Genomic DNA, 14,551 nt, shown 5'->3' on the forward strand with positions numbered 1-14,551 from the left:
TTAGCAACACAATAAAATTAGAGTATGTTTTGAACAGTTTTCAAAGCATACTCTTTTTGTTTCTATAATTAGATATCACTGCATTATCAAGATAAGTTACTACATATTCCAATCTGCTACTAGCGAATTTATTTCATTTCATGCTATAGAAAAGGTAGCTGACGAATTCATTCATCAGCTACCAATCTTATTTTTCAAGTTTTGTTAATGTTTTACCGCTCCAACCAAAGAGGATCGTCAAAATTGGTCCGAGTAGACAGAAGAAGGTAAATGGCAAGTAAGATGTTGTTGGTATATCTAGTACACTAGCAATAAAAATACCACAAACACTCCACGGAACAAGAGGATTGACTACTGTCCCTGCGTCCTCCATAACTCGGGAAAGATTTTTAGGGGCAAGTCCAACTTTTGCAAACTGTGCTTTAAAAGCTTCACCCGTTAGTAGGATAGATAAATATTGCTCACCAATTAATGTGTTCACACCGATCCCAGTAATGGCAGCACCCGTAATAACAGAGCCAGCGCTCTTAAAGAAGCTCTCGACCTTCGCTAAAATACTTTGAATAATGCCGAGCGTAAATAATAGTCCGCCCATTGTTAATGCTAATAAGACTAAGGCAATTGTAAATAGCATACTGTTCATACCACCACGAGACAGTAGTGCATCTACATCTTTATATCCTGTAGTAGATACATAGCCTTCAAAAAGGATTTTAAAGACATTCGATAAGGCAATCGGTTCTTGTATGTAGGCAAGTCCGACACCAAGAATGGAGACCACTGCGAGTGTGATAAGCGCAGGTGCTTTATAAAAAGTCATAATAATGAGAACAACAATTGGTAATAATGTATACCAATGAATAAGTCCAGTTGACAATAAGCCCTCTTTAAATAGCTCAACTGTTTCAAATGAAGTATTTCCACCTGTTGGCGAAATGATTGCATAAAGGATGAATGAGATCAAGAAAGCTGGAATCGTTGTCCAACCCATATTTTTAATATGCTCGAAAAGATCTACACCAACTGTACCAGATGCAAGATTTGTTGTATCCGATAGGGGAGACATTTTATCCCCAAAGAAAGCTCCGGAAACAATCGCACCAGCCGTTATAGCTAAAGAGATATCCATTGCACCAGCAATCCCCATAAAAGCAACGCCCACTGTTGCAACAGTCGTTAAAGAACTCCCAACTGAAACACCGACGATACTACAAATTAAAAATACGATGGCAAAGAAAAAGCTTGGTGAAACAGTTAAAAAGCCATAGTAGATAAGTGTTGGAATTGTACCACCCATAATCCAACTAGAAATTAAAATACCGATAAAGAAGAAAATAAAAACTGCCCCAAGTCCAGCACTTGCACCAGCAATCATACCAGTTTCAAGCTCACGGAACGGAACTTTTTTTAGTAATCCATATGCAATTAAAAGTGAAATGACAAGAAAAATAGGTATATGGGGTGTCGCCTTTAAATACCCAATACTGTATGCCATCACGGCAATAATTAAAAGTATAATAAAGCTTGCCTCGATAAATCGAGGGTTACTCTTTGCTTCAATTCGAAACATGCTAATCCTCCTAACAGTTACTTCTTCACTTCAATGCGTTGAAGCCCAAAAGTATTATAGCATGCAGAAACATTTTGTCAATGATATCAGTAGTGTTTTTCCTTTTAGTAGCGACTTTAATGGCTACTGAAATAATCCCAAGTATTTTTGACAATTAAAATACAGGTCATGATGATAAAAATAGTACGCATCATTTTTGTCCCGCGTTTCAGCGCAAATTTTGAACCTAGTATGGCACCGAAAATCATGACAAAGCCCATCGGTAGGCCATATAAAAAATTCACTTTTCCTAAAAGTAAAAACATAGCAAGCGCTGCTAAGTTTGAGGTGAAGTTAAAAGCTTTTGCATTACCCGCAGCTTGCAAAAAATCATTGCCCATCATTAATAAAATGAAAATAAAAAAAGAACCAGTACCAGGTCCGAAGAAACCATCATAAAAGCCAACAGCAGCAAAAGCGCCGACAAAGATGATTTTCTTCCTAGTACTTAAAATCCGCTCTTCAGGTTGTTGTCCCCAATCTTTCTTAAAAACCGTATAAGAGGTAACAAGGACGAGCATAACAAGCATTAGAGGCTTTAAAATAGCAGGTGATACAAGATGCACAGTATAGGCACCAATGAATGAACCAATAAAAATAAAAGGTATTATTTTTCGATTCTTTTTTACATCGACCTTGCCAGCTCGTAAAAAAGTTAACATGCTAGTCCCGTTACTAATTGTATTGGCGAGTTTGTTTGTGGCAATCGCTGTACTTGGTGGTAAACCAACCGCCATAAGCGCAGGTAATGAAATTAACCCTCCGCCACCGACAATCGCATTTAAAAAGGATGCGATAAAGCCGAGTACTAAAAGTATTGTAAGTGATAGTAAATCGATGTCCATATGTATATACTCACAACCTTCTTTCACGCATATTGTGTAAGTTACACTTTTCTTATAACAGTACTGCGAATTGTAATAAATGGCAATGGAGTTTTTCATTTCTAATGTAAATTTCGTTTACAATTCCTTAACATTAATAAAGATGAAAAAAATAGGAAGGAAAAAAGTTTTTCAAGTATTTTTATAAAAATAAAAGAAATAATGGGTATATTTAAAGAAAAAACGTTCATTTTTGTTATCGAGTTTCCAACGTTTTCAACTTGGAAAAGTACCTAGAAATAATTGTGGCAAATTTTATATTACATTTTTGTAAATTCAACTCGTTTATGTTTAAAAATATGTAGAAGTATGTGAAAGTTTTGTTATGATGATTGCAGAAATCGACAATATTCATTCAACAGGAGGAACATGATGTTCAACTCAAACAAGCAAGATCCATTTTTTAAAGCATTATTAAATATTTCTAAAAATGTCAAAGAAGGTATTTATTATGCTCACAATGCGCGTATTCAAGATATAGATGCACTAAAAGAAATCGCAGACACAATGAAGGACTATGAAACAAGTGGAGATAAATTAATTCACGAACTTATTGTGATGTTAAATAAGTCATTTATGACACCAATTGAGCGTGAGGATATTTTAGCACTTGCCAATAAATTAGATGATGTTATTGATGGAATGGAAGGCTGTATTGCTCATTTTGATATGTATAATTTAACAGAAGTGACAGAGCCGATGCGTCAATTCTTAACTTATATTGCGAAAAGCACAGACGAAATGGTCCAAGCAATGGAGCTATTAAATAGTAAAAAGCTTGTTGAAATGCGTAAACATGCTATTCAAATTAAGGACTATGAGCGTGAATGTGATGAAATTTTCCGTTCTTCGATGAAGCAATTATTTATTCAAGAAAAGGATCCAATGCGCATCATGGTGTTTAAAAGTATTTACGAACAATTTGAAGATATAGCTGACAGCTGTCAAACAGTAGCAAATACAATTGAAACAATAATTATGCGTAACGCGTAAGATGGAGAGTACTAAATGGATACGATATTACTGATAACAATATTAGTCGTTATATTTGCACTTGTATTCGACTTTATTAACGGCTTCCATGATACAGCCAACGCGATCGCAACTTCTGTATCAACAAGGGCATTGAAGCCACGTACAGCAGTATATATGGCTGCGGTTATGAACTTCATTGGAGCTATTACATTCGTTGGGGTAGCGAAAGCATTAACAAAGGATATTGTTGACCCGTTCAGCTTAAATTCTTATATTGGGGATACTACAGGTTCTGTCGTTATTTTAGCGGCATTATTTTCAGCGATTACATGGAACTTAGTAACGTGGTACTTTGGAATTCCGTCTAGTTCATCGCATACATTGATTGGTTCTGTGGCAGGTGCTGCCATTGCAGCGGCAGGCTTCAATATATTGAACTATAGTGGCTTTATAAAAATCCTTCAGGCACTTATTTTCTCACCATTACTTGCGTTTGCAGGTGGTTTCTTAATGATGTCTTTATTCAAAGTATTATTTAAGGATATGAATTTATATCGAACGAATAAAGGATTCCGGACATTGCAAATTGGTACAGCTGCTTTACAATCATTTACTCACGGTACAAACGATGCGCAAAAAGCGATGGGGATTATTACGCTAGCTTTAATTGCAGGAGGCTTGCACCATACAGACGATATTCCTTTCTGGGTACGTTTTGCAGCAGCATGTGCGATGGGTCTTGGTACTTCTGTAGGTGGTTATAAAATCATCAAAACAGTCGGTGGTAAGATCATGAAAATCCGTCCAGTAAACGGTGTTGCGGCAGATCTTGCTTCTGCATCCATCATTTTCGGTGCGACATTAATTCACTTGCCAGTATCTACAACACATGTTATTTCTTCATCTATTATGGGTGTAGGTACAGCACATCGTGTAAAAGGTGTTAAATGGGGCATGGCACGAAAAATCATAACAACATGGGTAATCACGATGCCTATTTCCGCAGTCATGGCTGCAGCTATTTACTATATCTTAAGTTTATTTTTCTAACATAATGAGGGAATGCACGCAATTTGTGCATTCCTTTTTTTATTTGTTTTATTGGATAGGATTGATGGATTGATTCAAAGGTGAAGCGAAGGATTCCAACTAGAGCGGGGGAAAGAAATGCAGGCGACGGATAGACCGAGCTGAGCGACGGATAAAAAACGAGAAGTGACGGAAAGCCAGATCTATGGTAATTATAAAGAAAGTATAAAGTTCAGAAAAAATGTCTTTTTACATAGTAAGGTTAGTGCAGGAGGAAGTCAGATGAAAGAAAAGCTATTAGTGATTGAGGATGATACGGCGATTGGACGTATTGTGAAGGAAACGCTTGAGCAAGAAGGTTACCAAATTACTTGGGCAACAACAGGACTCGAAGGGCTAGCTGATTTTCAAGCTGATACATTTGATTTAGTGTTAGTCGATTGGATGTTGCCGGAGATGGACGGTCTTACTGTTTGTCAAAATATTCGTTGGGAAAGTGATGTACCTATTTTAATGATGAGTGCGCGTAAGGAAGAGGCAGATAAGGTTGAGGGCTTGCAGGGCGCTGATGATTATATTGCGAAACCGTTTAGCTTAGAGGAGTTAAAGGCACGTGTCGCCTCACACTTACGTCGTTGGAAACGTTATACGAAAAAAGAAATAACAGAAGATGTTACATCCTTTGCACAAGGCTTAAAAATGGATTGGCAAAAGGAATCAGTGCGCCTTCATGATAAAGAGCTTACCTTAACACAGAAGGAATTTGCGCTGTTAAAACTACTTGCGAAAAATCCAAACCAAACTTTTTCAAAAGAAGAATTATATCAGCATATTTGGCAACAAGCGAGCGTAGATGAAACACATACAGTCACAGTACATATAAAGGCGCTACGAGAAAAGTTAAAGGACCCAGTCAAAACCCCGTATTATATACAAACAGTTTGGGGCAAGGGCTACCGCTTCATTGGTGAACCGCTATGAAAATAAAAACTTGGTTACTCATCACTTTTTTCATCGTGATGGTGTTACCGATAACAGGTGCTTATAGCCTTTATGTGTGGATTAATGCCTATTATCAAGATAAAAACGTTGCAGAGTATTTCGAAAAAATGACAGAGCTTAATCAGGTGAAATCCATTCTTGAAGATCCTGCGCATTATAAAAAAAATGCGGATATACAAGAGATTGAAGGATTATCGAATGATCAACTCGCCATTACACTTTACACAAAATCAGGCATTCTTTTGTATTCCTCAAATCCATTGAAATCGGACTATGAATCTAGGGATACTATTTTAAAAGGTTTATATGAACTAAAGCAAAATTACAATGCCTTTACGTATAAAGAACCTGTTTATCAAGATGCGGAATTGCTTGGGGTATATGAAATTCAATTAATTCGGACGGATTGGGTAAAGGGTGTAGAAAGTCGTTCTTGGCTTGTAATAGCCAGCACTATACTATTATTCCTCCTTATTTATTTTGCAGTTATGATGCTGCTTAATCGTAAATTAAATCGACCGTTACATGAACTAATGAGGCAAATGCGTGCTTTTGCAAAAGGGGAGCATGTGGAATCGAATTTAGAAGCAAGAAAAGATGAAATCGGGGAACTTGCTCAAACCTTTCTGGCCATGCAGGACGAAATTGAAGCCGCACGAGCGCATTTAAAAGTTGAACAACAGCAAAAGGAGCTAATGATTGCGAGTATTTCCCATGATTTGAAAACGCCACTTACAGCTATTCAAGCGTATGCCGAGTCTTTACAAAGCAAGGCGCTATCAGAAGAACAACAAGATGAGTACCGACAAATTATATTAACAAAGTCCGAAACGATGAAGCAGATGTTAGAGGATTTACTAATGTTCACTATACTGCGATCCACAAGCTATCATTTAGAACTTGTTGCAGTAGATGGGGCCGAGTTTTTTGAAATGGCATTGTCTGATTATGAGCAGCTATGCAAGGATCGAGGATTTATGCTTGAAGTCACTTGTGACATAGAAGGTATGTATGCAGTCCATCCGAAGCAACTTCAACGGGTGATCGACAATTTAATGAGCAATGCTTGGCGCTATGGAGCTTTAGGTACAACGATAGGCTTAGCAGCCGTGAATGCTGGAGAGTGTCCAATATGGTGCTTTGATTTTGTACGGGCAGCCCAAAGAAAGCAAGACGGTATGTATATCATCTTGCAAAATAACGGGCAAGGTGTAAAAAAAGAGGATATTGAGAAGTTATTTGAGCCCATGTACCAAGCAGATTCAGCACGAACAAAGGCTGGGGAGCGCGGCACTGGACTAGGATTAAATATAGCAAAACAAATTATAGAAAAGCATGGTGGGACAGTCGAGCTGGTATCAAAAGAAGACTATGGAACAGCTGTACTTTGCTGGTTGCCACCATTTAAAGGAGAGAATTGATGATGGATTGGAAAAAATCATTACGTGCAGCAGGTTTAGTTGCCGCGCTAACATTTAGCTTAGTAGGATGTAATACGGAGGGGGCATATTCACCACAGGAAATTATTGACCAAGCATTACAGGAAACGAAAGAACCACTTACTTATTACGCAGAATACAAGATGGATATGGATGAGGCTGGTGGAAAAGCTCAAGTTAAGGAGTGGACTAAAGATGGTAAACGACGTGTTGAGATAACAGCTGAAAATGGTGAGCATGTCATCACAGTCAATAATGGCTCACAAGTCACTTTATATGATGTTGTAAAAAACACTGTTCATAAAATGGATATAGATGAAGGTGGTCCGGTTTTATTTCAATCACCAAGAGATCAGGCAGAAGCATTATTTAATTTAGTAAAGGATACACATGACGTGAAAATGGGAGGGGAGGAGAAGGTTGCTGGAAGAGATACGTATAAAATTGTAGCGAAAGCCAAAAAAGACGATACTTTAGTAGGTGATATTGAAGTATGGATTGATAAAAAAACTTGGGTGACGTTAAAAACTATAACGAATAGTGCTGGAAATAAAATAACATCAGAGTATACGAAACTAGACGACAGTGCAAAAATTGATGATGCACAATTTACAATTGATATTCCAAAGGATGCAAAAGTCGAGGAAATTAGCGGGCATGAATCTGAGTCGGTAACAATCGATACAGTGAAAGGAGAGCTTGGTGAATTATTAATGGTGCCAGAAGAAAATGGTTTAATTTTGGAGGATATTTCATTAGATAAAGGGATAGAAGGACGTTCAGAATATACTTTTAATTATACAAAGAACAGTCAGAAAGAAATTTCAGTAACAGTTTTTAAAGCAAGTGGTAATGCACCTGAGGTTGATCCTACTTTAGGTGAAAAAGAAATAGACATCCGAGGTCAAAAAGGGACTGCCATGGACGAGAAAAAATTCCGTTATATTGGCTGGCAGGAAAATGGTTATCAATATGGCATTATGAATGAAAACCCTGAGCGAACAATCGAAGACCTTAAAGCCTATGCAGAACAAATGATCATCGGTAAATGAGGTGAATTGAAATGAAAAGAAATGAATTTATTAAATGTCTTGCGTTGTTTTTATTTAGCACAGTTTTTTTATACGGTGTAGGTGAAACATACGGTGTTCCGTGGCTGCAATTTCATTTCTTAGGACAATTCAATGATGAAGGTTTTTATTTCAGTTTTGGCTCTCTAATCCCTATACTTGGTGGCTTACTAATAGTTGCTCTATATGAAACGAAAATTAAACGCCTCATCTAATATGAGGAAAATCCACTTTGAAAAAGAGTGGATTTTCTTTTATATCTTGATTTATTTACAAGTATAAATGCTATAATATGTAAAAACTTCAAAGGGGAACTATGAATGGGACGGGAGATTATAGAAACAAACTATTTTACTTTGCATCATTTATGTGACGGTGTTTATGCTGCGGTTGCTAAACCAGGTCAAGGTGCTTGGGGTAATGCGGGAATCATTGATTTAGGTGACGAACTTCTAGTTTTTGATTCGCTAAGTACTCCTTCAGCGGGGGAAGAGTTAAGACGCCAAGCTGAAAGTTTAACCGGTAAGAAAGTTAAGTATTTGATTAACAGTCACTATCACGGGGATCACGTTTTTGGGAATCAAGTATTTTCGGATACAACAATTATTTCTACATATGTAACGGAGAAATTGTGCAAAGAAAAGAATAAGATTGAAGACTACGAGAAGGAAAAGCAGGATATGAATCAATACCTGCTTCAGCTAAAAAGTAAAATTGATTCAACAGAGGACATCATTATTAAAAAGAGTTTAATCAACCAATATCAAGAAATGTCGAAGGTTTTGGATGATTTATCTCAATTACAAATTGTGTTACCATCCATGTTGTTTGAAGAAAAACTGACTATCACAGGTTCCGATAAAACTGTGGAATTATACTGTTTAGGTGGGGGACATTCACCGAGTGATACATTTATGTACTTACCTAAAGAAAAAATAGCTTTTATGGGGGATTTAGTGACAGAAGATTTACATGTCCCGATCTATAACCCAGAAGAATTTTTGAACATATTAAAGCAAGTTAAACAAATCGATATCAATATAATTGTTCCTGGTCATGGTAATGTTGCAGATTTGACTGTATGCGATACGTTAATTGATTATTTATCTTATATGACTCAACAAGCAAAAGAGGCCCTTCAACAAAAGTTGTCACTGGAAGATTTTATTTCTGAATTTGATGTACCTAAAACGTTTAGGGAGTGGAAGGGCGTAAACGGTATTAAAGCTAACCTTACAACGGTATACACATACCTTCAAAAAAGCTGAAAATCCACTTTTGAAAAAGTGGATTTTTTTAGCGTTGATGAAATACGGACAATAAAATCTGATTAATGATGATTAGTATAGCAAATACATAAGCTAATTTTGTTTGACCTGTTGCATATAGTGCTATGACGGCTAGCGAGAATATTACAAATTCAAACATAAAATGCGAAATCCCACTCAATGGAAATGTTGCTTTGGGAGAACCAAACATACTCCATAGAACTACAAACAAAGCGGGTGCTCCAACCCCAAGTAAGAGCTTGAAGAATATGCCTTTCCCAGTTTGTATACCCCAATATCCATAAGCCATTAACACGCAAATTTCTAATAGAAAGCGAAGAACTAAATTCAACACCATATGATCCCTCCGAAAAATAGTTTTTTAAAAGGGTAAACATAATCGCTGATAAAATACCGTTCACTGATAGAGCCTCAACTTCTAACTTAAACTATTTGTTGTAAATGTGTTTTATTGAAAGCTGCTTCATATTTTAAACCATAGCCTAGTGCACGATCTAAAAATATATGAGCTAACCAAATTATAGAAGCCATTAGTAGCGGTGATGATGCAGTGACAAAGCCTATAATTAAGAGAATACCTGGCAGGACTAAACTGTGGCCAATATTGTAAAATAACGCGCCAACTTTAGTGTTTACTATGTAGCCTAACATCGTTATATCAGGTAGTAATAAAAGTAGTACAAAATATAGGAACGAAAATTCAAAATGCCAGTAGAAAAATACAGCTACTAAAAGTGCTATTAAATATTCCGATGAGATAATTTTACGTAGTTTCATGATGAACACTTCCTTCTTGTAATTTATTATACATATCCTCGATAAGTGAGCCGATGACTAACTTATTTTCTGCGTATTTTCCTTCAGCCATTAATGTTTGAGTGAGCTGTAAGGATTGTAGTGCCTGCTGATAAAAATATAACTGCTGCTCAATGTGAGTAATCTTTGCAGAGAAAAGCTGTACGGTCTTTTGATTGCAGGAATCTGAAGTAGGCTTTTGCTCTAGTGTAAGGAGTTGATTGATTTCTTGTAATGTGAAGCCAAGCTGCCTTAAGACTAAAATAAATTTGATTGTATGTTCACACGTGACATCATAAACGCGATAGCCATTGTCCTGTTTATTTGGATGTAGTAATCCTTCTTTTTCATAGTAACGTACGGTATCCGTAGATAAATTATACTTTGCTGCAAACTGTTTAATATGCATGTGAGCACCTCCTAAATTTATCCTAACATTGGAGTATGCTCCAAGGTCAATACGAAAATTGAAATTTTTAAAAATCAAGTGAAACGGTCATTTCTTGGCAGTCGTTTATAGTGTAAGAGGGGGAGGTGGACGGCATACTTGAACAAATTATGGATGATCATGCAGAGCATTTATTGCGTCTCGCCTATTTTTACGTGAAAAATAGACACGCGGCAGAGGATATCGTGCAGGAGGTTTTTATAAAATTTTCTCAGCATGATTATGAGGAACGTGGACAGCTACGTGCTTATTTATCAAGGTTAACGATTAATAAAAGCAAAGATTATTTAAAAAGCTGGCATTTTAAGAAATTAATTTTACAAGAAAAAATATTCCCTGAGAGGGCTAACATACAGAGCGACACACTGATTGAAGCGGAGGAAAGGACCCAAATTGGGGCAGCTATTTTAAAGCTTCCACTAAAATATAGAGAGCCAATCATCCTTTATTATTTCGAAGAGATGAAGATTGCCGAAATAGCACAAGTTCTAGGTATTGTAGAAAACACTGTTAAAACAAGGTTAAAAAGGGCAAGAGAAGCTTTAAAGTCTCAACTAAAGCTGGAGGAATGGGAGGTGCTTGGACATGAATGAATGGCAAAAAGAGTTGTTGAAAGTGGCAGGGGATATGGTAGAGAGTAAAGAGCGTGTTAAAAATCGTGTCTTACAGCAGCGAGATGTCAAAGCTAAAAAGCCCATTCGTTTCGCGCTTTTAACAGTGATTGTCACGTTTTGCTTCGTTGGATTTGTTATGGTGCAGCTACTGAATAAGGAGACGAAACAATCTGCAATTATGTTTAACGATACACAGCTTACCCATTTTGAAAATATAATGCGCATTAATTGGGGCAAACAAGACGAGGAATTTTATACAAAAGAGGCAATAGAGCGCTACAAGAAGGTAGTTGCCACTTATTATTATGCGAAGTCACTTAGTCTCCAATATTCTGACGCAGAACTAAAGGCGGTAAGGAAGGAGCATTATGACGAGCTTTTTATGTTACAACAATCACCTGAATATGCGAAGCTTTTAAAAGAGAAGGGAATCAAGAACTACTTTAAAACATATGTGGAGCCTTTGTTACCGATGTATACAGCTCAAAAAAAGCTGGATTCCTTTTACCGAGGAAAGTATCCTACTCTCCCAAACGGTATAGTACAAGAAATAGCCGCTCAGGATGCTATCCGCTATTTTGATAAGCATTTTGCAGATCAGGTAAAAGCGATAAAGGAGCAAAAAGGAATCAAGAATTATTCAAGTAATTCACATGGAATTAAGTATGAGGGAACAGTCATAAAAGTAGAATCCAATGCCTTTCTATTTGTTGAAAAGGCTATTCCTGAGGACTTAGAAAACCTATCGCAAGAGCAAATTATGAAAAAGTACCCACAAGCAACTTGGTATCCGGTTTTGGATGGTTTCCCGGTAAAGCAAGGAGATTATGTCAGTGTAGAATCAAATAGGAGTGAGTCAATTGATGAAAATGGTAGAGTCACAAATTACGGCGTATTAAACAATGTGGAAATTGTTGAACCAACAGTAACGACTATGCTCAACGTTCAAAACGAACAGGAAGTCATGCAATTCTTTCGACAAACAGAGTGGCAGCCTGTTGAAAATATTGGATACCCTCCAGATTATTCATTTATACTAGATGGAGTTCGGGTAGATATCTGGGATAGTTCCGGTCAATCACTTGATTTGTATAAAGTAGGTTATGGTATGGTACATCTAAATAATGAAAGGTCAGTAGAGTTAAAGAAGCTTTTAAGTATTGAAGAATCTTTACATTAAACGTTATGATAATATAATTTGGGAGCGCTTTCTTTATGACGAGGTTTGATTTCTTTGAATTCTTTTTGTGATGTAGAACAGTTGATTTTTGCGATTAGTTTAACATTTGTTTACGTCCTGAGTATTTTGATTGGAGGCTGGGCGACCCGGTGGGAATATTAGTGTCACAGATGAGTATTTGGAGCGCAAGCGAAGCGGGGAGAGGAACGAAGGCTAAAGATATCAAGTCCTGTGATTGCAGCTTGGTGACTAACTCTCATGTTGTTGCCGCTACGCTTTCGCACAAAAAAACATCTGTTGCCCCGAAGCTCCCAGGAAAGTAGCTAGCCGGAACGGAAATCAACCACATATTATGATGATGATCCACACATATCTAGCCATCCACACCTTCTTCAAGTCTCTTTCGAGAAGAGGCTGTTTTTTTTATTTAACGGAAAATTATGGTATCTTTAATATTCCCCCTATAAAAAGAGTCATTTTACAAAAGGAATCACAATTTTTTAGGATAAATGAATCACTGAATGGGATTTTGAGGTAAATTTTACTCATAAATTTGAAAATAAATGAGTCTGAGGAATTGTAATATTTGGCACATAAAGATAGTATTAAAGAAGTAGGGTTACTTTAAGGAGGGGCGGTATGAACACACAGGAGTTTGAAGAATTATGGATTACGCTCAATGAATTGTATGAAGCGAATCGCTTTATAGAATATATAGAATTAAGTAGTGCCGCAATTGAAAGTGCTATTGAGCTTGGTATGTATAAAAAAGCAATCCTGTTATTACGCTATAGCTGTGCAAGCTATTTTCAAACAGGTGATTTGCAAGTATCCATTAGTGTGCTAGAGCAATATCGAGAATTAACCTTCCAATATGGCGATGATATCGATTTAATCCATCATTATATTTTAGCATCCATTTATTGGGGGACATTCGGCCATATAAAGAAATCGAAAGAGTTTATGATCAAGGGACTAGAGATTGCTGAACGTATTCAACATACAGATAGCATAGGGAAAATTTATAATAATTTAAGCGACTTAGAAAACTCTTTAGGGAACTCTCAAAAAGCGAAGGATTTTGCATTAAAGAGCTTATACTATGCCAATTATTTTGAAAAAAAGCATGAAAATCCTTATTCAGGGATTATTTATTCAAAAATAAACTTAGCTGTTGCACAAATTTGCTTGGAGGAATTTGATGAAGCAGATGAATTATTGCAAGAATTGCTAGTGACGATTAAGAAACCACCTTACTCCAAGTTACAATTGGAGGTTATGAATGCCTATGCATTGCTCTGTGAAAAACAGGGGCGCATTGGCGAGGCCATTGATTTGTATCAAAAGTCGAAGCACTATGCCTTACAAAATAATGATTTGTCTATGCTTCAAACTATTTATAATTCTTTAGTGAAGCTAATAGAAGAACAAGGGAATAAGCTTGTATTGTGCTCGATACAAAAGGAATATATTAACATTCTATTGGAAATACAAAGGGAAAATTATACTCATTTGTTATTTGAGATGGAGTATAATGACCAGAAAAAACGTTTTGAAAAAACTTCTTACGTTGATCCATTAACGAATATTTATAATCGACGTTATTTTGATGAGAATGCAGAAAAAATGCTGGAGAAAGCTTCGGTAGAAAATCAGCAATTAGCATTAATGATGATTGATTTAGACCATTTTAAAGAAATTAATGATGCTAATGGTCATTTATTTGGTGATGATGCTTTAACGATTACTGCAACTACATTAAAGGATTATTTTCAATCATTTGAGTCGATTGTTGCTCGTTTTGGCGGAGATGAGTTTATTGTTCTTAGTCAATTACCGGAGGGTGAATCTATTCAAACGATAACGGAAAATCTCTATCAAACATTAAACTCTATGTCCTTAACAATTAATGATGAGACCGTTCAGTTGGAATTTAGTATTGGCGTCAGTACGAATAAACAAGGTCAGATTGCCACTGTTGAGGAGCTGATCCATAATGCGGACAAAGCACTATATACGTCAAAGCGCAATGGTCGTAACCAAAGCACTGTTTTTAATCAATATAGTGGTGCGGGGAATCGTAATTAAACAAGTTAGATGATGGGTACTGGCGTGTAAGTGCAAATATTTAGTATCAATCAAAAAGGATCTGCTTCATTCCAACGTATAGTCGTTGGAGTTTCGCAGATTCTTTTCTTTTGAAAAAATTTTTAAAAA

General features: G+C 36.5%; 15 protein-coding genes. 10 read left to right on the forward strand and 5 right to left on the reverse strand.

Going from position 1 to position 14,551, the window contains the following annotated elements; genetic code table 11:
* Nucleotides 1–187: 187 nt before the first annotated feature.
* Both nhaC and B1B04_RS05175 read right to left on the reverse strand, forming a co-directional pair.
* Nucleotides 188–1,570 carry a Na+/H+ antiporter NhaC gene (gene nhaC / locus B1B04_RS05170; RefSeq protein ID WP_079560236.1) on the reverse strand — a complete coding sequence of 461 codons (1,383 nt, stop codon included), beginning with the start codon at nt 1,568–1,570 and terminating at the stop codon, nt 188–190.
* 116 nt (nt 1,571–1,686) lie between these two features.
* Nucleotides 1,687–2,454: a sulfite exporter TauE/SafE family protein gene (locus B1B04_RS05175; protein WP_079560237.1), complete on the reverse strand. Its 768-nt coding sequence runs from the start codon at nt 2,452–2,454 to the stop codon at nt 1,687–1,689.
* A gap of 411 nt (nt 2,455–2,865) precedes the next feature.
* Here B1B04_RS05175 and B1B04_RS05180 point away from each other — a divergent pair, with 411 nt between their 5' ends.
* From B1B04_RS05180 to B1B04_RS05210, 7 genes are all read left to right on the forward strand, one after another.
* Nucleotides 2,866–3,486: a DUF47 domain-containing protein gene (locus tag B1B04_RS05180; protein WP_079560238.1), complete on the forward strand. Its 621-nt coding sequence runs from the start codon at nt 2,866–2,868 to the stop codon at nt 3,484–3,486.
* A 15-nt stretch (nt 3,487–3,501) separates the two neighbouring features.
* Nucleotides 3,502–4,518 (forward strand): inorganic phosphate transporter, encoded by a 1,017-nt coding sequence (locus B1B04_RS05185; RefSeq protein WP_079560239.1) that lies wholly within the window; start codon nt 3,502–3,504, stop codon nt 4,516–4,518.
* Nucleotides 4,519–4,779: 261 nt separating this feature from the next.
* Nucleotides 4,780–5,478 carry a response regulator transcription factor gene (locus tag B1B04_RS05190; protein ID WP_079560240.1) on the forward strand — a complete coding sequence of 233 codons (699 nt, stop codon included), beginning with the start codon at nt 4,780–4,782 and terminating at the stop codon, nt 5,476–5,478.
* Nucleotides 5,475–6,920, forward strand: a complete 1,446-nt coding sequence (locus B1B04_RS05195) for a HAMP domain-containing sensor histidine kinase (protein ID WP_079560241.1) — start codon at nt 5,475–5,477, stop codon at nt 6,918–6,920. Before B1B04_RS05190 ends, B1B04_RS05195 begins: the two co-directional genes overlap by 4 nt.
* The gene (locus B1B04_RS05200) at nt 6,920–7,990 is read left to right on the forward strand and encodes a LolA family protein (RefSeq protein ID WP_240518209.1); all 1,071 of its coding nucleotides are present in this window, start codon (nt 6,920–6,922) and stop codon (nt 7,988–7,990) included. The genes B1B04_RS05195 and B1B04_RS05200 overlap by 1 nt, the downstream gene beginning before the upstream one ends.
* 11 nt (nt 7,991–8,001) lie before the next feature.
* Complete coding sequence (locus B1B04_RS05205; RefSeq protein ID WP_079560242.1) at nt 8,002–8,223, forward strand: hypothetical protein; 222 nt, start codon at nt 8,002–8,004, stop codon at nt 8,221–8,223.
* A gap of 105 nt (nt 8,224–8,328) precedes the next feature.
* Nucleotides 8,329–9,276 carry an MBL fold metallo-hydrolase gene (locus B1B04_RS05210; RefSeq protein ID WP_079560243.1) on the forward strand — a complete coding sequence of 316 codons (948 nt, stop codon included), beginning with the start codon at nt 8,329–8,331 and terminating at the stop codon, nt 9,274–9,276.
* Between the two features lie 28 nt (nt 9,277–9,304).
* Here the strand turns inward: B1B04_RS05210 and B1B04_RS05215 are convergent, their stop codons facing one another.
* The 3 genes from B1B04_RS05215 to B1B04_RS05225 form a co-directional block, all read right to left on the reverse strand.
* Nucleotides 9,305–9,634 carry a YrdB family protein gene (locus B1B04_RS05215; protein ID WP_079560244.1) on the reverse strand — a complete coding sequence of 110 codons (330 nt, stop codon included), beginning with the start codon at nt 9,632–9,634 and terminating at the stop codon, nt 9,305–9,307.
* 86 nt (nt 9,635–9,720) lie between these two features.
* Nucleotides 9,721–10,074, reverse strand: a complete 354-nt coding sequence (locus B1B04_RS05220; protein ID WP_079560245.1) for a DUF4260 domain-containing protein — start codon at nt 10,072–10,074, stop codon at nt 9,721–9,723.
* Complete coding sequence (locus B1B04_RS05225) at nt 10,061–10,501, reverse strand: MerR family transcriptional regulator (protein ID WP_079560246.1); 441 nt, start codon at nt 10,499–10,501, stop codon at nt 10,061–10,063. Before B1B04_RS05225 ends, B1B04_RS05220 begins: the two co-directional genes overlap by 14 nt.
* A 125-nt stretch (nt 10,502–10,626) precedes the next feature.
* Between B1B04_RS05225 and B1B04_RS05230 the strand changes: the two genes are divergently transcribed.
* From B1B04_RS05230 to B1B04_RS05240, 3 genes are all read left to right on the forward strand, one after another.
* Complete coding sequence (locus B1B04_RS05230; RefSeq protein ID WP_079560247.1) at nt 10,627–11,133, forward strand: sigma-70 family RNA polymerase sigma factor; 507 nt, start codon at nt 10,627–10,629, stop codon at nt 11,131–11,133.
* A complete protein-coding gene (locus B1B04_RS05235) occupies nt 11,126–12,334 on the forward strand; it encodes a hypothetical protein (RefSeq protein ID WP_079560248.1) in 1,209 nt (402 codons plus the stop codon). The genes B1B04_RS05230 and B1B04_RS05235 overlap by 8 nt, the downstream gene beginning before the upstream one ends.
* A gap of 639 nt (nt 12,335–12,973) precedes the next feature.
* Nucleotides 12,974–14,422, forward strand: a complete 1,449-nt coding sequence (locus B1B04_RS05240) for a tetratricopeptide repeat-containing diguanylate cyclase (RefSeq protein ID WP_079560249.1) — start codon at nt 12,974–12,976, stop codon at nt 14,420–14,422.
* Nucleotides 14,423–14,551 lie beyond the last annotated feature (129 nt).

The sequence above is a fragment of the Lysinibacillus sp. KCTC 33748 genome, assembly GCF_002237755.1.
Lineage (GTDB): Bacteria > Bacillota > Bacilli > Bacillales_A > Planococcaceae > Lysinibacillus.